A 19,363-nucleotide genomic window follows, 5' to 3' on the forward strand; every position below is an offset into this window, starting at 1 on the left:
TATTCTCATGATGAAACACCTTATCCTGTTAGCCAGTTTGTTGCTTATTCTTCCCACTTCCCAAGCCGCGCCCTCATTACAATTAGAGCCGACAAACGGCTTAATCGAAGGCGATGCTGGCGATACCGTGGGCTGGGGCTTCCTGCTCACCAATTCCCAAAACTACCTCGTCGTGACCGGTGCGGAATTTCAGTCCTCGACCCCCTCCGGTATATTCACGGACTTTATCAGCGCACCCGACAACTTCTTCGTCGTAGGACCGGGCTTTGGCGCCAGCACCGCCTGGGGACAAACGTTCGATGTCGCCAGCCAAACCGGCGTCGGTAGTTTTAGAATTGCCGACAACGCTGCGCAGGGCACTGTCTTCGGCCAAATCGTACTGACTTACGATCTATTCACCCGCAGCCCGTTTAATTCCTTGTTCGATCCGGACACCGACACGCTGTCCAACGGCAATTTATTAACGGCAAATGCCTCGATCAAGATCAACGCCGTACCGCTACCTACAGCGTTCTGGCTGTTCGCGGTCGCAATAGCCGGATTGGGGTGGAATGGGCAACGATGCCGCGTCTGACAATTATTTACTGCTAGGCAAGATCCGCCCCAATACACGGGGCGGACTTTTAGCGGAGAAACGTGTGGCCCTGAGGAGATAAGGAAACTGGCCGTATTATTGATCCGGCCCTATGAGTTTTAAGCAGCATATTTCACGGTCTGATGGTGAAAAAACTCAACAGCTTCTAGAATTTTTAGACTCTCCGTTTCGCAAACCAGCCCCTTTGCCCGCATGCCAAACACCTAGCCATGCCGGGTGAACCACATCGCCAAGCCAGTAGCTTCCAGCTGTCTTTGGAATTTATACCTCAGTCCCAAACCCTCTATGACAGTCATGCCAAATTTGACATGAGACGAACGGACAATTATCTAGCACCGCCAGCCCGGATACACTGAACCCCAGATGATGCTTGGTACGCACTTGCCGCTACTTCCAATCATCATCAATATATTTACATTGACTTCTTCCGGGTGCTTGCCATGAAAACTCTATATGCTGCTTCAATTATCTTATCTGCGGCGTTTACATCGCCAACATTTGCCTCGAATGCTTTTGAGGACGAGCACGAGACTAAACAAAGTAATTGCGGCAACCAAACCGCTTGCAACTTACAAGAGCTGAGCCTGACGCTATCATCCGCCGGCAATGGCACGCTAATTTCCAAAGCCGATAACGATAGCACTAACAATAACTACACCCTTAATTTCGACTACCAGCTGAATGCCAATTTTATTAGCAGCGCCTTCCTAAAAGTATGGTTGCGTGACGATTCAACGTCGGCGGACGACGCAACATCCAATGGCTCTGTAAAGGATAAAAATGAATATGCCAGCATCACATCCATTGACGGTTCGGCTATAGCTGCCGATTGGACTGAAGTCGACGGCTATAAGCAATATATCAATTTAGATGTCAGCAGTTTCTTGTCCACATCCGGATTCTCGACATTAACTGCACTGCTGGATGTAAAAGACAGCGGCAGTAAAGACTATTATTTCAAAGCAGCAGAACTGTATATTAAATATTGTTTGAATCCCAGCACGGGTGGGACCGATCCGGTTGCCGCTGTGCCTGTTCCTGCGGCTGCCTGGTTGATGGGTTCCGGCCTGCTAGGCATGATGGGATTTAATTCCAGAAAGCCACGCAACGCATAATCTACAACGCAGTATCGGGTCACTAAAAAGCCGTAGACCTTATTCAAGGTCTACGGCTTTATATTAAGTGCAGGTGACAAACACTACCCAAGGCTATTTCATATAAATCTCAGGACAACCGATGCAGCATCGGCAATGAGCAAAGACTCCGGCTATTGGGTTAATCCATCGGGCAATAGCCCTGCGCCAATTCATAATACGCATCCGCATTTTCGACCAACTTGGCGACCACAACGCTGTCCAATACGCCTTCAGCGACGCGATGCTGTAAATGCTCGATAATGTCGGCCAGTTGCATACCCTCACGATACGGTCGCGACTGCGCCAAAGCCTGAAAGATATCGGCGACGCTGATAATCCGGCATTCCAGCTCCAGGGATTTGCCTACAGTCTTGAATGGATAACCTTCGCCGCGCAGGTTTTCATGGTGCAAACCGGCCCATTGCGGAATCTTGGACTCGGTAAATACCCGCTGCAAAATCCGATAAGTATCGTAACTATGCCGCTGCATACAGGCTCTTTCCTCGACGGTCAGGCTGCTGGGCTTATCAATAATATCCTCGGACACTCTTAGCTTACCGATGTCGTGTAGCAGCCCCGCAATCTCTACTTGCTCCAGTTCGCAGCCGGTAACCCCCAATTCCATCGCCAAGTGCCGAGCGATTTGCGCAACCCGCTCCGAATGCTGCTCGGTATAGGGGCTTTTCGCATCCACCACCCGCGAGAACAAACGCGCCATTTCTCGCAATGACGGATAAGCTAAATCCACAGCCGGTAAATCCCGTCCTAGTTCGCGTAAATCCTCGTCCAGATAATCCGGGTCCATCGCCAGCCAAAACGCCTGACTTTTGGCCAGTTCGGCAAAAGCTGCCAACAATTCCGGCGCAAACAACGATCCGGAATAGCTCAGCAATCGCTCAACAATGTTTGGCGCAGCCACCAGGATTTGCTCGCTAGCTAGATAGGGTGCTTGCAACACATCGATACGATCCGCCAGAAACAGCAAATTGGCTCGTAAGCGCACCCTGGGTGACAACGGCAACTCGAGTAAATGCTCCCAGCGGGTGTGATGGTAGCGAATCTCCTCGGCCAAATAAGCCAGGGGTGGGCAGACGTCTAAATACTCGGCACCGCGGATACAATGCGCTTCCGCACCATCCCATTCCAGTGACTCGGTCAATTGCCGATGCTCACGAATTTTGGCCACCCCACAATCATGCAGCATACCAGCATACAGAATGCTCAAGCGGTCAACCGCCGGCCACTCGAGTTTGCCGGCAATATGCCAAGCCATCATCGCCACTCGCTTGCCATGTTTCACTTCGTCGATACCGACCAAATCCAACGCGCAACTCAAAGAAATAATTGAGCGGTGCAAATCGATATGCTGACTATCCATTGGGCTGGACTCCATGATGAGGTGTGAATCGCGATGCTAACGCACTTTTAGCCGCCCGGTAAAGGACGGACCCTGTAACGCGAAGCCTGACACTCACAGTGTGGCCCTGGCTTCTGTTGGCCTTCGTCCCCGAATACCGGCACCCGCTAGAGCATTTCGAGAACCCATACCAGCTTAGATTAATGGCTTTGACAGACAACGCCAATCCAAGGGCATTCTTCTATGATAACGCTATTGCGTCGATCCGCCGTTCGAAATCAGGCAGCGGCTCGGGCTGACCAAACAGAAAACCTTGAAAATATCGGCAACCGTTGGCCAGTAAATAGAGGCGCTGTTGTTCGGTTTCCACGCCTTCGGCAATGACGTCTATGCCAAGACTGTCACCCAATAGCAAAATAGTACGAATGATGGCAGCATCGTGACTGTTTGTGAGTACATTGCCGACAAATGAACGATCAATCTTTAATTGCGACAACGGCAATCGTTGCAAATAAGCCAAAGAAGAATAGCCGGTGCCGAAATCGTCCATCGAAACCCTCACCCCCAAACCCTGCAGTTTGCCAATCTTTGCAATGGCTTCCTCAATGTCACCCAGCACCAGACTTTCGGTAATTTCCAGCTTCAACTGCTGCGGATTACAGCCATAGTGGCCAATCAACACCGCCAATTGCTCCACAAAATGATGTTGATTGAATTGTTTGGCGCTGACATTAATAGCCAGCGTCAAATCGCTGCTTACAGGACTTTGTGCCCAAACCGCCAGCGTTTTGCAACTCTCGGCCAAAATCCATTCGCCCAATTCATTGATCAGTCCGGTCTCCTCGGCAAGCGGAATAAAGTCAGCCGGCGCCACCCAACCGCGCAACGGATGCAGCCAACGCAATAAAACCTCGGCACCCAAGACGTTGCCGCTGACATCCACCTGAACCTGGTAATAAAGCGTAAATTGCTTGTCTTGCAGAGCCTGACGCAGCTCAGTTTCAAGCACTGCACGGGCATTGATATGCGCCTGCATCTGAATATTGTAGGCGCATAATTTATTGCGACCGGCTTGTTTGGCCTGATACATCGCCACATCGGCTTGCTTAAGTAAATCCTCGCCATGAATCGCCGCTCCCTGAAACAGCGTCATGCCGATACTGGCGCTGGAATGATGCATCACCGACGCCGGCAATCCTTCCCTGTCGAGTCGAGACAATTGATAGGGCTGCCTTAGACTGGTGAGTAATTTGTCACCAATGCGTTGCGCAATCACAATCGCGCTGCTCTGATCGTCAGCCAGGGCTTCGAGCATAACCACAAACTCATCACCGCCGAGTCGGGCAACCGTATCCTGTTCCCGTACGCATTCACTGATGCGTTTACCGGCCTCGATCAATAACTGATCACCCATATCGTGCCCCTGGGTATCGTTGAGTATCTTAAACCGATCCAGGTCCATGAACATCAGCGCCCCATACAACTGGCTGCGCTGGCTTTCGACCAAGGCCTGACGCAGGCGCTCGATTAACAGGCGACGATTGGGTAACTGAGTCAGCGGGTCGTAAAACGCCAGTTTATGAATACGTTCTTCATCGAGTTTTCGGTCGGTAATATCGACAAATGTGCCGACATAGTGCGTAACGCAGCCGTCCGCATCCAGTACGCGGGTAATGCATAACCATTCCGGAAACAGTTCGCCGCTTTTACGCCGATTAATAACTTCCCCTTGCCAATAACCCTGCGTGCCAATGCGCTCCCACATAGCCTGGTAAAACAGTCGGTCGTGACTGCCCGATGCCATAATTCTAGGCGTTTGCCCTAGCACTTCGTTCGGAGAGTATCCGCTCAATTTAGAAAAAGTAGAATTGACGCGGATAATCACTTCCTGGGCGTCAGTAATAATGATGCCTTCCTGACTGTTGTCGAACACCGATGCCGCTAGGCGTAGCTCGGTTTCACTTTGTCGGCGTTGAGTTTCGCGGTCAATATTATCCAAGGCAAAAGAAATATCTATACTCAAACCGTTCAGCAAGGCGATCAAATCGGCATTGAAAAAATCGAGTTCAATCGAATAGACCGCAATCCCGCCCACGATTTTGCCGCCGCGCGATAACGGAAACGTGGCGACCGAGCGTATCGACTCGGCGGCGGCTATTGCGTGCCAAAGTCCGGTAGTAGGCGAAGATTGAAAGTCATTCACAATTTCCGGGTGTTGGCTGCGCAGTGCTCGCCCCCAAGCCCCTTGACCTTCCGGCCTATCCGCGCGCGCAGACAACTTTAAGGCTTTCAGAAATGACAACTCCCAATCGCTGGCCGCGGCAATGTCCACCCAGTCCGCCATGGCATCGGTAAAACCGATGAATACCAAGCGTAAACCGATGGTTTCCGCCAAAATTTGGCACAACCGATCGAGTAATACAGACTCCCTGGGTTCACGGGCAATGGTATTGACGCATTCCGTCCAAGCAGCATAAACCCGATTCAATTTGCCAAGATCTTGCTCGGAACGCGTGATGGTATCCAGCATGTGATTAACATTGACGGCCAAATTGCTGATTTCGTCGCCCGCACCGCTAACCGCCCGCACCGAGCGGTCACCGTCGGCGATGCGCTGAGCAACGCTGCCCAATTGTCGCAAGCGATCGCTCATACGCTGCCCCAGCCAGATGGAAGCGGCAATCAGCACCAAGGAGGTAATGGCGATAAACTCAAAATGGTTGACAGCCAGCGCGCGTAAACTGGCTTTAGTGTCGTCCTGATTCAATTCCACTCTTGCCCAACCCACGTGCCGCTGCTCAACCATGACAGGCGCCGCGACATCGATCAGATTTTTGCTGACGATCAATATCCGCGACTCGGGCGTTTGTTTTAACAACGCCAGGCTGACGCTATCGTTCAGGTATCGTCCCACTTCGCCCGACTGGGTTGATGCCAACACTTTGCCGCCCGGGTCCAATATAAAAATGTGCTCCAAGCTGGGTGTATCAATATAGCCTTGCACAATTTCATCCAGCCCGACCAGATCGTTGGCCAACACCCAGGATTCGCTACTGCGGGCCAAACCGTTTGCCAGGGCCATGGCCCGACGCATGTTGGCCTCGTCAAGAAAGTGCCATTGTTGCCTCAGCAACAGTCCGGCCAGTGCCAACATCGCAACCAAAGCCACGCTGCCAAACGCAATAGCCAGTTGTCGTTTTAACGACGCTCTTATCCAAAGTCTAAAGCCTGATTGCGGACATTTAATCATTGTTCGATCGGCCGAATCGTACGGTTAAAATTTTCCAAAAATATCCGCACCGGCTGATAGGTTTGCTCGGTGGCCGGCTCGAATCGCGAAACAGGCACCGCTTGCAGCAACTTGCGGCCGGCTTCGTCGTCTTGCAGACTGAATAGCTGCCGGGCAAAGCGCTCAACCAATTCGGCCGGCACATCGGCGCGAGCCACCCAACCATTATTGACCATCGCTTCGGTCTGCCATTTGACATCCAGCTGCGCCGCCTGCTCCGGATGCTCGGCCATAAAGATTTTCCAAGGCACCGGCCAAGTGGCGGCGGCGGCAACGTCACCAAGCAGCACATTCATGATCGAGGATTCCTGAGACCCCACATAACGGTTTTCAATGTCGGTATTAATGTCGATACCGTGGCTATGCAGATATTGTTGCGGAATCATTGTCGCAGCCAGAGCCGTGGCGGCGGGATAGGCGACCGCTTTGCCCTTTAGATCGCTAACCTGCTGTATACCACTGTCCTTGCGTACCAGTATGATGCCGCGAAAATCCTCGTCATCGGCCATCTTGCCGAATACACGGTAACCATGGGCCAGCGAGCGCACGGTTTGGTAGGGATTGGGCATCGCAAAGTCAAAGTGGCCGCTATAGAGCTTTTTATCGAATTCTTCGTAATTACGCGATGCTTCCAACCTTACTGTCACATCCGGTAAATCACTGTTTATACGGTCGACGATAGGCCCGTATACGGCAAACAGCCGCTTGGGGTTATGCAAAGGATGAACTCCAACGATATATTCTTTGCGCGCCTGCTGGCTCCGATCGCTAACACTGGGGCTATAGCTGTCGCTGGTGGTGAGCTTGCTAAATCGTTGCCATTGCCAACTCAACCAATCCACAAGAGTCGCGCTATGTTCCGCGCCCACGTCCTCCGCTCCCGCTGGCTGGCAAACCAATACCCACAACAACAAAAAATATTTACACACATTCGAGATCGACATGATCTACCTCTTAGCCAAAGCCCCGAGAACTACTGCAAGCCATTAATCGTTTAAAACAATAGTCGATAAACACCGTAACGTGCGGATAATCCAGCACACTGGAAACACGCCTTAGATTTTTCCAGGTGCTAAATACTGCCTGAGTGGCGAGAGGCCCACAATAGACCAATGTCCGGCAAACAGGCACAATACCCGGCTAAATAAACCGCCCTGTCACTCATGCTCGCACTTCTGGTCCGTTTTTCCATCCGTTATTCCGGCATCGTCGTGGCCTTGGCCATGCTGCTATTCGTTTACGGGATCTACCGCCTGGCTAACGCCGGTTTGGATATTTTTCCGGAATTCGCCCCCAAGCAGGTCATCATCCAAACAGAAGCGCCCGGCCTGGCCGCCGAACAAGTGGAAGTGTTAGTCACCCAGCAAATCGAAAATACCATCAGCGGCTTGATCGGTTTGCAGACCTTGCGTTCCCAATCTATCCAGGGCTTGTCCATCGTTACCGCTACCTTTAACGAAAACAGCGATGTGTACCGCAACCGGCAATTGGTCAGCGAACGCATGAACAGCCTGGGCCAGCGCTTGCCGACCAGTGTAGGCACCCCGGTCGCCGTCCCACTGTCGTCGTCATCGGCCACGGTACTGACGATAGGTGTCAGTTCGGATAGTAAAACTTTGATGGAATTGCGCAGCTTGGTGGACTGGACGCTGGTGCCGCGTCTTTTAGCCGTGCCGGGCGTAGCCGACGTCAATGTCTTCGGCGGCGATATTCAGCAACTACAAGTACAGTTACAACCGGCAGCCTTACAGCGCTTCAATCTGTCGATAGACGACATCGTCAACGCAGCGGCCGGCGCAGCGGAAATGAACGGCGCCGGCTTCATCGAAAACGCCAATCAGCGCTTTACCTTACAAATTAGCGGCCAGCCGGCCAATCCCGAGCAATTCAAGCAACTGATCGTCAAACGCCAGGATGGCATGAACGTGACTTTGGGCGATGTAGCGCAGATCAGCTATGGTGCCGAGCCACCCATCGGTGCCGCGCAAATCATGGGCAAACCCGGCATCGTGATGATGGTTATCGGTCAGTACGGTGCCAACACCTTGTCGGTGTCGCGGCAAGTGGAGGCAGTGTTGGAAGAGTTTCAACCCATCTTCAAGCAGCAGGCCGTGGATTTCTACTCACATTTATTCCGACCGGCCGATTACATCGAAACCTCCGTACATAATCTGTCCGGGCATTTACTGGCTGGCGGCCTGTTCGTGCTGGCGGTGCTGTATGTGTTTTTATTCAATCTGCGCAGTGCCTTTATCGCCGCTACCGCAATACCGTTGTCGCTGTTGACCGCCGCCCTGGTGCTGCTGGAATCCGGCGTCAATCTGAATATCATGGTGTTGGGCGGACTGGCGATTGCGCTGGGCGAAGTGGTGGACGACGCCATCATCGACACCGAAAACATCTTTAGACGCCTGCGCGAAAACCGCTTAAAAATCTTCCCTGACAGCGCCGAAACAGTGATTTACCACGCCTCGCTGGAAGTGCGCAGTTCGGTGGTTTACGCCAGCTTCATCGTCGCATTGGTGTTTGTGCCGCTGCTGACCCTGGATGGCGTCAGTGGTCGGCTGTTCGCCCCGTTGGGCGTGTCTTATATTCTGGCGATTTTGATGTCCTTGCTGGTGGCGCTAACACTCACCCCGGCGCTATGCCATTTGCTGTTTCGTAACAAACTACCGGACGACAGCGATCCGCCCGTATTACGCCGGCTTAAACCGCTGTATGCCAAGCAATTACTCTGGGCTATAAAGCACTTCAAAACCGTGGTGGTGATAGGCGCGATAGCCTGCCTAATCGGCATAGCCGCCTTTCTGCAACTGGACCATAAATTTCTGCCCGAACTGCGCGAGGGCCATTTCATCGTCCACACCGCCAGCGTACCGGGTACTTCGTTACAGGAATCGATTCGCGTCGGCAGTTTACTCACCGAGCAAATCATGGCAATCGACGGTGTGGAATCGGTATCGCAATGGGCCGGCCGCGCCGAACGCGGTGCCGACACCTACGGCAGCCATTACAGCGAATACGAAGTACGGCTAAAGCCCTTGTCCGGCCAGGATCAGCAGCAAGTGTTGGACAGTTTGCGCGAGATATTGGCGCAATTCCCCGGCATCAATTTCGAAGCCAACACCTTTTTAACCGAACGGGTCGACGAAACCATTTCCGGCTACACCGCACCGGTGGTGGTGAATATCTACGGTAACGATTTGGCCGAATTGGACCGCAAGGCCCAACAACTGGCCGCGCTGATCAATACGATTCCCGGCGCGGCAGACGTGCAACTGCGCTCGCCGCCGGCCACTGCCCTGCTGCAAGTGGAACTGAATCTGGAGCAATTAAAGTTTCGCGGCATCAGCCCGGCGCAAGTGATGACCGCCCTGCAAACCGCTTACGAGGGCCGCATCGTCGGCAAAAATCTGCAAGGCAACCGGATTTTCAATGTCGCGGTGGCCTTAGCCCCAGAATGGCGCAGTCAGCCGGATTACCTTGCTCAACTACCCTTGAAAAACACTGAAGGCCAGCGCGTGCTGCTCGGCGAGGTCGCCGAAATCCGCCACGGCGAAGGCCGCTATAACATCCTGCATCAAGGCGCACAGCGCATCCAGACCGTAACCTGCAAGGTGACAGACCGCGATATGGATGCCTTCATGGCCGAGCTGAAACAGCGGGTACAAAACGAGCTTAGTTGGCGCGACGGCAGTTACCCTGAGTTCATCGGCGCGGCGCTGGAACAAGCCAAAGCCCGCGAGACGCTGATCATCCACGCCCTGCTGGCCGGCGCCGGCGTGCTGATTTTCGTGTTCATCGCCTTGGGTAGCCTGCGGCACATGCTGCTGACTTTGCTAAACCTGCCGTTTGCCTTATTGGGCGGGGTGGCGGCGGTCGTGATCACCGATGCCACGCTGTCGGTGGGCTCCTTCGTTGGCTTTATCACCTTGTTCGGCATCACCGTGCGCAACTGCATCATGCTGATTTCGCATTACCGGCATCTGGTTGAACTGGAAGGTCAGATTTGGTCGACAGAGACCTTGATCCGCGGCGCCCAGGAACGCCTGCCGGCCATTCTGATGACTGCGTTGGTCACAGCCCTGGCCATGCTGCCGATTGCGATAGGCAGTGATAATCCTGGTAGAGAAATCATGGGGCCGATGGCGGCCATCATTATCGGCGGCTTAGCCTCGTCGACCATGCTGAACTTGCTGCTGTTACCGGCGATTTTGCAGCGTTATGGCCGGTTTGAGGTGGCGTTTGAGAAGCAGATTTAGCGTCCACCATAACTTATGGGCAATCTAAGTATTTAATGATGCCTCGCCGCTGCAATCATCGCCTGTCCCAAAGCCAGCCCACCATCGTTCATCGGATAGCGTTGCGGCGATAGCAGGGTTTTACCCTGTTGCCGCAGTTGCTCGCTGACCGCTTCCAGCAACAAGCGGTTTTGAAACACGCCGCCGCTTAAGACAATGCTATCCGCGCCGGTTTGACCACTCAATCGATTCAGCACTCCGACCGTCGCGGCAGCCAGGGTGTGATGGATACGGGCGGCGATGCGAGCCTTGTCGGTGCCGCATGCCAAATCGTCCAATACCGCTTGCCAGAGACCTTGCCAACTCAATACTAAAAAGTCGCCGCTCCGGTCCATAGACCAGGTCGCCGGGTAAGCCTGTTCGTAACTAAATACCGGCGTCGCCAAAACTTCCATCGCAATCGCGGCTTGGCCTTCGAAATGGACTTGCTCCGGATGCAAGCCCAAGGCGGCGGCGAAGGCGTCGAACCAGCGCCCACAAGAACTGCTGAGCGGCGAGTTGAGTGTCTTATCGATCATCGTATCCAGCGTCGCCAACGGCTTGCCGGCTAACAAGCGCATGATCTCCAAATCCGCATACTTACTTTGTAAGGTTTGCCAGTCGAAATAATGCCGCAATTGCGCATAGGCGTTGCGCCAGGGTTCACGCATGGCCTGCGAGCCGCCGGGTAAGGCAATCGGTTGAAAATGGCCAAGCCGGGTATAGTGACGGTAATCGCCCAGCAAAAATTCGCCGCCCCATAACTCACCGTGTTCGCCTAAACCCAAGCCATCGAAGATCGCCGCCAATACCGGCGGTGCGTCCAGTTCAACCCCGTGTTCCGCCAGACTAGCGGCCAAATGGGCATGATGATGTTGGACGCTGACGACTTGCAAACCGGTTTCGGCGGCCAGTTGCCGGCCGTACTGGTTTGATAGATAACCGTCATGACTGTCGATGGCAAGGCAAGTAGGCGTAAAAGCGTGCAGTTGCCGATAAAGCGCAATGGCATGGCGATAATCTTGTTGCACGGCGGCGTTTTCCAAATCGCCGATGTGTTGGCTGACAATGGCTTGGCCGTTTTTCAGCAAGCAAAAGCTGTTCTTCAATTCCGCACCCATTGCCAGAACCGGCATGCTGGATTCGAAGCCCTTGGGCAATGTCAGCGCTTCCGGCGCGTAGCCGCGCGCCCGGCGTAATAGGCGGATCTCGCCGGCCATCAACCGCGCCACCGAATCGTCCAGACGGTTGACGATAGCGCGGTCGTGCAGCAACAAAAAATCGGCGATGCCGACCAGTTTTTCCCGGGCTTCGTCGTTACTGATGCACTGCGGTTCGTCTGAGACATTGCCGGAGGTCAGCACGATAGGGGCGTGCAATTCGGCCAACAATAACGCGTGCAGCGGCGTGTACGGCAGCATAAAACCGAGTTTATCGTCGCCCGGCGCGATAGCTTCCGCCAATTGTTCCCCGGTCGCTGGCAGCAACACAATCGGCGCGGCTGTCGACTGCAGCGCGATCAGCTCGAGGTCGTTGATTGCCGCATAGCGGCGTATGGTGTCGACGTCCCGCGCCATCAAGGCAAACGGCTTAGCGTAACGGCGCTTGCGGCGGCGTAGTTCGTCCACTGCAATGGCGTTACCGGCGTCACAAGCCAGATGAAAACCGCCCAAACCTTTGATGGCGACAATGTAGCCTTGACGGATCAGGTCGGCGGTTTGGCGGATGAATTCGTTCATGCCGCTCATGGTTCCCACGCTCTGCGTGGGAACCCCGTCTTGGACGCTCCAGCGTCCCGAACCGCCTAGCGGCTCCAGCTGCATTCCCTCGCCCAGCGTGTGAATGCTAGCAGCCTCCAACCACAGCTTCGGCCCGCACACCGGACAGCAGTTGGCCTGGGCATGAAAGCGTCTATCGGCCGGGTCGTCGTATTCGCGTTGGCATGCAGGACACATCGCAAATGCCGCCATGCTGGTATGGCAGCGGTCGTAAGGCACACGCTTAACGATGGACAAACGCGGCCCGCAGTGGGTGCAGTTGGTGAACGGGTAACGGTAGCGGCGGTTGCCGGGATCGGCTATGTCCGCCAAACAATCCGGGCAGGTGGCGGCGTCGGCGGCGATTGCCGTTTCGGCGCGGCCGGATTGGCTAGCGAGAATACGAAATTCGCTGTCCGCCGCCTCCTCCACTAAATCACTGATTTCCAAGGCATCCAAACGCGCCAACGGCGGTAGCTGTTTGGGAATGGCAGCGGCGAAGCCTTCCAGAGCGGCAGCGTCGCCATGCACATGAATCATCACGCCTTCGGCGTCGTTCCACACCGATCCCGTCAAACCAAACTCGCGCGCCAGATGCCAGATCGCCGGCCGAAAACCGACGCCCTGCACCACGCCGCGCGCGCGGATGGCCTTGCCGGGCATCAGCAGATGCGCGGTAGTTGTTCGCCGACCGGCCAATCGACGATACGCCGGCCGCCGAAAGCCGTGGTCATTTGCACGAAATGATGCGGGTCGGCGATGACTTGGCCGATGATGGCCGCGTCGCGACCCAAAGGATGCTTGCGCATCGCCGCCAACAAGGTCTCGGCGGCAGCGGCGTCGCAGATACACACCAGCTTGCCTTCGTTGGCGACATACAGAGGATCGAGACCGAGGATTTCGCAAGCCGCCTTGACCTGAGCTTTGACCGGAATCGCCGCCTCGTCGATGACCATGCCTACACCGGACTGACCAGCCAGTTCGTTCAAGGCCGTCGCCAAGCCGCCGCGGGTTGGATCGCGCAAACAGCGGATCGCTGCCGGCGCCGCGGCCACCATGTCGGCCACCAAACCGTGCAGCGCCGCCGAATCGGAGATGATGCTGGTTTCAAATTGCAGATTCTCGCGGCTGGCCATAATCGCCACGCCGTGGTCGCCGATGCTGCCGCTGAGCAAAATCGCGCAACCGGGTTCTGCGCGGTCGCTGGAAATATTCACCCCGTCCGGCACGATGCCGACGCCGGTGGTGGTGATGAACACCCCGTCGCCCTTGCCGCGCTCCACCACCTTGGTATCGCCGGTGACAATCGGCGTGCCGGCGACCTTGGCGGCGGCGGCCATGCTGATGACGATGCGTTCCAGGTCGGCCAGCGGCAAGCCCTCTTCCAATATGAAGCCGGCGCTCAGGTAAAGCGGTTTGGCGCCGGACATTGCCACGTCGTTGACCGTGCCATGCACCGCCAGCGAGCCGATGTCGCCGCCCGGAAAAAACAGCGGCGAAATCACATGGCCGTCGGTGCTGATCGCCAAGCGCCCGGCCGGCACATCGAACAAGGCCTGATCGTTCTGCCGGCGCAGCAAGTCGTTGTCGAAATGCTTGACGAACAGTTCTGCAATCAATTGCGCCATCGCCCGGCCACCACCGCCGTGGGTGAGATCGACTTGGCCGGATTTTAGGTTGAGGGAGTGGGAGTAGGGCATGAGTTTAAGTTATTGAAGTTCGGGCGAATAGATTGGATGTAGGGTACGCACCGCGTACCTAGGAGGCCACGACAATTGAAGCGCAAAAAAAGGTATGCGATGCATACCCTACTTGGTTAAATCGATTTTATAGTCATCGTAGTAGGGAGGTTGATTACAGAAATTATTGTGGTAATTCGCCGTCCATAGATATTTTTCTAAATAACGTGGTTTATCTTTATATTCGGCGAGTTTCAACTCTATTATATTTTTGTGTTTTTCCAGTTCAGATACAAATTGAAAATCGTCCTCTCCAATCTTAATGGATTCAAGGTAACTGATAAAAAGCTGTCCATCACTGTCCTTGAAAAAGAATTTATTAATATAGTTTTCAAGCTGCTGATCTTCAAATCCTTTGCAGATTTCTGCGAGAACAGATGATGCAGATTTTGTCAGAATTATGCGCGGATATTTGGCTTTACTTGCTTCTGCTTCGTAAGCTTCTATGGCCCCATTTCCATAAATAATCACTTCATCCATATAGAGTTCGTCAACCGCAATAGCACCTCGAACAAAATAACCTTGATTTACCATTTCCGCTTGAAGAAGATAAATCGTTGACAATATGTCAAAGAACTCATCGCATCCTTCTATAAAATTGTAGCTTCGCCCACTCTTGCTAATTGGGCAACCGATCAGAATGCAGTCTGTAAAAATGCGAATTTTATATCTGTCCTTTTTGCCCCCAATAAAAGGCATCTTAAATTTTGTTTCGTAATATTCTTCTTCGCGTTTATGCCAAGAAGATAGTGCTTGATGGAAATTTAAAAATACTTCTTGCGATTTGTCTTCATCTTTTGCCTTCCGAACAAGTTCTTTAAATCCAAGGACATCAATGAAGGCTATTATTGATTTACGTAGCTCACGTTGACCCGCTGAGTTTATATAAGGGTTACGTTTGTCTTTTGTGCTGTCAGTCATTTAAATAGGGCCATAGACGCGCTGAGCGCAAGCGAATCAATCGCGAACGATGCGCCTCACGTTGTTCGGCAAATCCTACAATTTGGCTAACCCTTGCATCAAGCCTTTGCCTGCCAAGTTCGCGGACAGACAGCATCAAACCGGTTCGGCATGTAATTTAACCCCCAATGCCCGGATGACTTTCAACACCGTGTCAAAGCGCGGTTTGGCACCGGGCGCCAACGCTTTGTACAAACTTTCGCGGCCCAGGCCGGATTCCTTGGCGATCATGGCCATGCCCTTGGCCTTGGCGATATATCCTAGTGCTCTAATCAGTTCGTCGCTATCGCCGTCTTCCAACACTTGGTTAAGGTATTCGCTGACGGCTTCGTCGCTATCCAACAGCGTGGTCATGTCGAAGAGCAGTAGTTGTTCACTCATGTTTCAAACCTCTTTAGCCAGTTTAATTGCGCGTTGAATATCAGACTGTTGGGTGGACTTATCGTCGCCGGCCAACAAAATAATCATCATGCCGTTACGTATTGTGTAATAAACGCGGTAACCCGCACCGAGATCGATGCGCATCTCGCAAACACCTTCGCCCACCGCTTTGGTGTCGCCAAGATTGCCGGCCTGCGCCCGGTCAATGCGGCGGTAGATTGCAGTTTTGGCGCGCAGGTCTTTTAATGACGCCAGCCATTTTGCAAACGATTCCGTTTGCTGCACAAAATAATTCACGGGCCAATTGTATCCGTTTAGATACTAACCCTCAACCGTCATTCAAGCTTATTTGGCGTACATCAAAAATGGTCCGCCTATGTTCGATGATATACAATTCAAAGCCGTATATTTTCATTGAGGGCTACACCATGCAAGTAGCCAAATGGGGTAATAGTTTAGCGGTTCGTTTGCCAGCCGCCGTAGTCGAAGCCTTGCAACTGAAGGAAGGCGACGACGTGGAGATTCAGATTGCCGGCGAACGGCTGTTCGAAATCGACAAAAAAGCCAGTAATCTGGAACTGCTGGGCCGGTTACGCAAATTCCGTGGCCGCATGCCGGCGGATTTCAAGTTTGATCGCTTGGAAGCGAATGAAGACCGCTAAAGCATTTTTCGACAGCAACGTGCTGTTGTATTTGCTGTCTGCCGACAATGCCAAGGCAGACCAAGCCGAAACCTTGCTTGCCGGCTGCGGCGCGATCAGCGTGCAAGTGCTGAACGAATTTACTTCGGTAGCCACCCGCACGTTCAAAATGTCTTATCCCGAAGTGAGGGAAGCCCTACAAATCGTCAAATCGGTCTGCCAAATCCACCCGCTTAGCGTCGATATTCACGAACGGGGTCTGGATATCGCCGAACGTTACGGTTTTTCCTGGTACGACAGCCTGATCGTCGGTGCGGCGCTGGCCGCCGAATGCGACTGTTTGTATTCGGAAGACCTGCAGCGCGGCCAAGTCGTCGACAATCAATTGCGCATCGTCAATCCGTTTATCGATCTCGCCGTTTGGGCTCCATAGTTGGATACGAAACACCGCTTGCTTAATCACACTATTAAGCACACCATTGACATCCTAAATTAACTGCCGGGAATAACCATGTCGCAAATTAGCGCCAACGATTTAAAAACCAAAGGTGTCGCTGCTATCGAGGCGGCGCTGGCCGAGGCACCGGAAGCGGTGGTGTCGGTGCGCGGCAAGGAGCGTTTTGTGGTGATGGACATCGCCCATTACCACTATTTGCGCGAATGCGAACTGGATGCAGCGTTGGCGCAAACCCGCACGGATTTGGCGGCCGGCCGCTTCACGCAGGAGTCGCCGGAAGCACATTTGGCGCGACTGGATACCCTGTAATGGCGTATGCCTTGGTTTTTACCGAGCAATACAACAAAAAAGCCGCACGCTTTATCAAACGCCATCCGGCACTACGGCAACCGTATTTAAAGACCTTGCAGTTACTGGAAGCCAATCCGTTTCACCCGTCGCTCCGTTTGCATCCGTTACAAGGCAAGTGGGCTGGGCTGCATTCGGTTTCCATCAATTTGTCTTACCGCATTACCCTGGAATTATTGATCGAGGACGGCCGGATTATTCCCATCAATATTGGCGATCACGACGCGGTTTACTGAACCCAAGCGCAGCCCGTCACCTCCTAAAACAGTTATTCAATACCCGTCAATATACGGCATGACCATACTCGCCATACCCCGCGACACCGGTTATCGCCTCGCCCAAACCCTTAAGCGATTGCCTGGAATTTCCGGCTATGGTAGAAAACCCATGCTGATGCCTAAAATCATCCGCACCAGCGGTTTGGGCGCTTGTCCGGGCCGTAGTCTAAAAATAATAATTAACACGAGGTAACGTTCATGAAAACAAATCTACTCGCTTTATTGGCACTGGCAGCTGTTGCCATCACGCCTTCACTGGCCAGCGCCGATGCGGCGGCTACTTGCAAAGGTTGCCATAACGGTTCGGTCGCGCCGGCCGTCGATGCCTTGAAAGCTAAATTCAAAACCGCCGACGATTTGGTCGCCGGCGCCAAAGCGTCGACAAACCCCATGATGAAACCGATGCAAGGCGACGAAGCGAAACTGAAAGCGGCGGCGGCAGAAATCTATAAATAAGCCACATCGCCTAGCCCGCTAAACACGGGCCACCCAAGCGGGCGTTAAAAGACGTCCGCTTTTTCTAACTGTGCCGCAGCCGCCCGTAACTCCAGTAGGCCGCGCAAGCCCCTTCCGACGACACCATACACGAGCCCATCGGGTTTTCCGGGGTGCAGACGGTGCCTAGCAGTTTGCAATCCTGCGGCTTTTTTGCGCCGCGCAGTATGGCTGGACACTCGCAGCCTTTGACATCGCTGGCTTGGATGGCTGGAATATCGAAGCGCTGTTCGGCGTCGAACTCGGCGTAATCAGCTTTTAACTTCAATGCACTGTGCGGAATCAAACCCAAACCGCGCCACTCGAAGTGCGGCCTTAACTCGAATATCTCGGCCACCAAAGCTTGGGCTTTAAGATTGCCGTCGCGGGTCACCGCGCGGCTGTATTCATTTTCCACTGTATGCTGGCCGGCATTGAGTTGGCGGATCAACATCAAGGCCGATTGCATCACGTCCAGCGGCTCGAAACCGGCGATGACGATGGGCTTGGCGTAGTGTTCGGCAAAGGTTTCGTAGGGTTTGCTGCCGATCACGCTGCTGACGTGCGAGGGGCCGAGAAACGCGTCGATTTGCACCGGCTCCGGCGCATCCAGAATGGCTTGCATCGCCGCTGGGGTTAGTACGTGGTTGCAGAACACGCTGAAATTGCCCAAGCCTCCGGCTTGAGCTTGTTTGATAGCCACCGCCGTCGGCGGCGTGGTGGTTTCGAAACCGATGGCGAAGAACACTACCTGTGTGTCTGGATTATCGCGGGCGATTTTCAAGGCATCTTGCGTGGAATACACCATGCGAATATCGCCGCCAGCCGCTTTAGCTTTCAACAAACTGTTCCGCTGCGAGGCCGGCACCCGCATCAGGTCGGCATAAGTGCAAAGTATCACCTCATGCTGCTCGACCAATTGAATCGCATTATCGATGCGCCCGGTCGGCAACACGCACACCGGACAACCGGGGCCGTGGATGAATTCGACATTGCTCGGCATTAAATCTTGCACGCCGTAACGGAAAATCGCGTGGGTATGGCCGCCGCAGAACTCCATCAACCGGTAATGGCGGTCCGGATTAACGGTTTGCGCAATGCTGTTAGCCAGTTGCTTGGCCAGGTCGTGCTGCCGAAATTCGTCTATGTATTTCATGACGCCGTCAGACCCGCTTCGGCGAACAGCGCCAAGGTTTTTAAGGCCTCTTCTTCGTCGATCTTGTTCAGCGCATAACCGACGTGCACCAGCACATAGTCACCCACTTTCACGTCATCAACCAGCGCCAGCGAGACTTCGACTTTAACCCCGTCCACAGCGGCGGTCGCCATTTGCGAGGAGAAATCAATATCGGTAATTTGGGCAGGTAGGGCTAGGCACATAAAAATAAGGTTAATAGGTTAAATTAATTCGCTGACTACTTTTTACCACTTTTTGCCAGAGGGCTTACAGGTCATAGTCTATTGATCCGGCTTTTAAATGCTTTTACCACGCGTACCGAGCTTGTCGAAGCACGGCCGTGTTTCGGCAAGCTAAAGACAAATGCATAGTAAACCTTCACATGCTCCGATCTATAACTGAACGAGCTTTCGATGATTTTAGCTATAGTAGCGGTAATCACTAATCCCCAACCAGGGTTTAGATATCTGCGTAACCAAGACACACTTTTGTTG

Annotated in this window: 18 protein-coding genes; 8 read left to right on the forward strand and 10 right to left on the reverse strand. The window is 53.5% G+C overall.

The features are described from left to right. Positions 1–7 precede the first annotated feature (7 nt). Positions 8–574, forward strand: coding sequence for a hypothetical protein (locus EBA_RS19770; protein WP_192376305.1), 567 nt, complete (start codon positions 8–10; stop codon positions 572–574). Positions 575–1,035: 461 nt separating this feature from the next. Further along, a complete protein-coding gene (locus EBA_RS19775; protein ID WP_192376306.1) occupies positions 1,036–1,710 on the forward strand; it encodes a hypothetical protein in 675 nt (224 codons plus the stop codon). Positions 1,711–1,870: 160 nt separating this feature from the next. On the opposite strand, the gene EBA_RS19780 is transcribed toward EBA_RS19775, so the two are convergent. From EBA_RS19780 to EBA_RS19790, 3 genes are all read right to left on the reverse strand, one after another. Further along, the gene (locus tag EBA_RS19780; RefSeq protein ID WP_192376307.1) at positions 1,871–3,109 is read right to left on the reverse strand and encodes an HD-GYP domain-containing protein; all 1,239 of its coding nucleotides are present in this window, start codon (positions 3,107–3,109) and stop codon (positions 1,871–1,873) included. Positions 3,110–3,329: 220 nt separating this feature from the next. Continuing rightward, positions 3,330–6,338 (reverse strand): EAL domain-containing protein, encoded by a 3,009-nt coding sequence (locus tag EBA_RS19785; RefSeq protein WP_192376308.1) that lies wholly within the window; start codon positions 6,336–6,338, stop codon positions 3,330–3,332. Further along, the gene (locus tag EBA_RS19790) at positions 6,335–7,321 is read right to left on the reverse strand and encodes a phosphate/phosphite/phosphonate ABC transporter substrate-binding protein (RefSeq protein ID WP_192376309.1); all 987 of its coding nucleotides are present in this window, start codon (positions 7,319–7,321) and stop codon (positions 6,335–6,337) included. Before EBA_RS19790 ends, EBA_RS19785 begins: the two co-directional genes overlap by 4 nt. Positions 7,322–7,540: 219 nt before the next feature. Between EBA_RS19790 and EBA_RS19795 the strand changes: the two genes are divergently transcribed. Then, entirely contained in the window at positions 7,541–10,639 is a 3,099-nt protein-coding gene (locus tag EBA_RS19795; RefSeq protein ID WP_192376310.1) for an efflux RND transporter permease subunit, read from the forward strand. Between the two features lie 32 nt (positions 10,640–10,671). Here the strand turns inward: EBA_RS19795 and hypF are convergent, their stop codons facing one another. From hypF to EBA_RS19820, 5 genes are all read right to left on the reverse strand, one after another. Further along, a complete protein-coding gene (gene hypF / locus EBA_RS19800) occupies positions 10,672–13,077 on the reverse strand; it encodes a carbamoyltransferase HypF (RefSeq protein ID WP_192377346.1) in 2,406 nt (801 codons plus the stop codon). Beyond that, entirely contained in the window at positions 13,077–14,114 is a 1,038-nt protein-coding gene (gene hypE, locus EBA_RS19805) for a hydrogenase expression/formation protein HypE (RefSeq protein ID WP_192376311.1), read from the reverse strand. The genes hypF and hypE overlap by 1 nt, the downstream gene beginning before the upstream one ends. Before the next feature lie 108 nt (positions 14,115–14,222). Then, positions 14,223–15,074, reverse strand: coding sequence for a hypothetical protein (locus tag EBA_RS19810; RefSeq protein WP_192376312.1), 852 nt, complete (start codon positions 15,072–15,074; stop codon positions 14,223–14,225). A gap of 135 nt (positions 15,075–15,209) precedes the next feature. Beyond that, positions 15,210–15,494 carry an addiction module antidote protein gene (locus EBA_RS19815; RefSeq protein ID WP_192376313.1) on the reverse strand — a complete coding sequence of 95 codons (285 nt, stop codon included), beginning with the start codon at positions 15,492–15,494 and terminating at the stop codon, positions 15,210–15,212. A 3-nt stretch (positions 15,495–15,497) separates the two neighbouring features. Beyond that, on the reverse strand, positions 15,498–15,791 hold the full coding sequence (locus tag EBA_RS19820) for a type II toxin-antitoxin system RelE/ParE family toxin (protein WP_192376314.1): 294 nt from the start codon (positions 15,789–15,791) through the stop codon (positions 15,498–15,500). A gap of 131 nt (positions 15,792–15,922) precedes the next feature. On the opposite strand from EBA_RS19820, the gene EBA_RS19825 reads away from it, so the two are divergent. The 5 genes from EBA_RS19825 (at position 15,923) to EBA_RS19845 (ending at position 17,674) form a co-directional block, all read left to right on the forward strand. After that, on the forward strand, positions 15,923–16,156 hold the full coding sequence (locus EBA_RS19825) for an AbrB/MazE/SpoVT family DNA-binding domain-containing protein (protein ID WP_192376315.1): 234 nt from the start codon (positions 15,923–15,925) through the stop codon (positions 16,154–16,156). Further along, positions 16,143–16,568 carry a PIN domain-containing protein gene (locus EBA_RS19830; protein WP_192376316.1) on the forward strand — a complete coding sequence of 142 codons (426 nt, stop codon included), beginning with the start codon at positions 16,143–16,145 and terminating at the stop codon, positions 16,566–16,568. The genes EBA_RS19825 and EBA_RS19830 overlap by 14 nt, the downstream gene beginning before the upstream one ends. 78 nt (positions 16,569–16,646) lie before the next feature. Beyond that, positions 16,647–16,901, forward strand: coding sequence for a type II toxin-antitoxin system Phd/YefM family antitoxin (locus EBA_RS19835; protein ID WP_192376317.1), 255 nt, complete (start codon positions 16,647–16,649; stop codon positions 16,899–16,901). Continuing rightward, entirely contained in the window at positions 16,901–17,176 is a 276-nt protein-coding gene (locus EBA_RS19840) for a type II toxin-antitoxin system RelE/ParE family toxin (RefSeq protein ID WP_192376318.1), read from the forward strand. Before EBA_RS19835 ends, EBA_RS19840 begins: the two co-directional genes overlap by 1 nt. A gap of 240 nt (positions 17,177–17,416) precedes the next feature. Further along, positions 17,417–17,674, forward strand: coding sequence for a hypothetical protein (locus EBA_RS19845; RefSeq protein WP_192376319.1), 258 nt, complete (start codon positions 17,417–17,419; stop codon positions 17,672–17,674). A 64-nt stretch (positions 17,675–17,738) separates the two neighbouring features. On the opposite strand, the gene hypD is transcribed toward EBA_RS19845, so the two are convergent. Next, on the reverse strand, positions 17,739–18,848 hold the full coding sequence (gene hypD, locus EBA_RS19850; RefSeq protein ID WP_192376320.1) for a hydrogenase formation protein HypD: 1,110 nt from the start codon (positions 18,846–18,848) through the stop codon (positions 17,739–17,741). After that, a complete protein-coding gene (locus tag EBA_RS19855; protein WP_192376321.1) occupies positions 18,845–19,072 on the reverse strand; it encodes a HypC/HybG/HupF family hydrogenase formation chaperone in 228 nt (75 codons plus the stop codon). The genes hypD and EBA_RS19855 overlap by 4 nt, the downstream gene beginning before the upstream one ends. Positions 19,073–19,363 lie beyond the last annotated feature (291 nt).

Origin of the sequence: Methylomonas albis (assembly GCF_014850955.1) — a bacterium.
Classification (GTDB): Bacteria; Pseudomonadota; Gammaproteobacteria; order Methylococcales; family Methylomonadaceae; genus Methylomonas; species Methylomonas albis.

Excerpts from the sequence above, each read along its gene's own strand:
- EBA_RS19770 (WP_192376305.1), top strand. The coding sequence starts at position 8 with ATGATGAAACACCTTATCCTGTTAGCCAGTTTGTTGCTTATTCTTCCC.
- EBA_RS19775 (WP_192376306.1), top strand. The coding sequence starts at position 1,036 with ATGAAAACTCTATATGCTGCTTCAATTATCTTATCTGCGGCGTTTACA.
- EBA_RS19780 (WP_192376307.1), bottom strand. The coding sequence starts at position 3,109 with ATGGATAGTCAGCATATCGATTTGCACCGCTCAATTATTTCTTTGAGT.
- EBA_RS19785 (WP_192376308.1), bottom strand. The coding sequence starts at position 6,338 with ATGATTAAATGTCCGCAATCAGGCTTTAGACTTTGGATAAGAGCGTCG.
- EBA_RS19790 (WP_192376309.1), bottom strand. The coding sequence starts at position 7,321 with ATGTCGATCTCGAATGTGTGTAAATATTTTTTGTTGTTGTGGGTATTG.
- EBA_RS19795 (WP_192376310.1), top strand. The coding sequence starts at position 7,541 with ATGCTCGCACTTCTGGTCCGTTTTTCCATCCGTTATTCCGGCATCGTC.
- hypF (WP_192377346.1), bottom strand. The coding sequence starts at position 13,077 with ATGCCCGGCAAGGCCATCCGCGCGCGCGGCGTGGTGCAGGGCGTCGGT.
- hypE (WP_192376311.1), bottom strand. The coding sequence starts at position 14,114 with ATGCCCTACTCCCACTCCCTCAACCTAAAATCCGGCCAAGTCGATCTC.
- EBA_RS19810 (WP_192376312.1), bottom strand. The coding sequence starts at position 15,074 with ATGACTGACAGCACAAAAGACAAACGTAACCCTTATATAAACTCAGCG.
- EBA_RS19815 (WP_192376313.1), bottom strand. The coding sequence starts at position 15,494 with ATGAGTGAACAACTACTGCTCTTCGACATGACCACGCTGTTGGATAGC.
- EBA_RS19825 (WP_192376315.1), top strand. The coding sequence starts at position 15,923 with ATGCAAGTAGCCAAATGGGGTAATAGTTTAGCGGTTCGTTTGCCAGCC.
- EBA_RS19830 (WP_192376316.1), top strand. The coding sequence starts at position 16,143 with ATGAAGACCGCTAAAGCATTTTTCGACAGCAACGTGCTGTTGTATTTG.
- EBA_RS19835 (WP_192376317.1), top strand. The coding sequence starts at position 16,647 with ATGTCGCAAATTAGCGCCAACGATTTAAAAACCAAAGGTGTCGCTGCT.
- EBA_RS19840 (WP_192376318.1), top strand. The coding sequence starts at position 16,901 with ATGGCGTATGCCTTGGTTTTTACCGAGCAATACAACAAAAAAGCCGCA.
- EBA_RS19845 (WP_192376319.1), top strand. The coding sequence starts at position 17,417 with ATGAAAACAAATCTACTCGCTTTATTGGCACTGGCAGCTGTTGCCATC.
- hypD (WP_192376320.1), bottom strand. The coding sequence starts at position 18,848 with ATGAAATACATAGACGAATTTCGGCAGCACGACCTGGCCAAGCAACTG.
- EBA_RS19855 (WP_192376321.1), bottom strand. The coding sequence starts at position 19,072 with ATGTGCCTAGCCCTACCTGCCCAAATTACCGATATTGATTTCTCCTCG.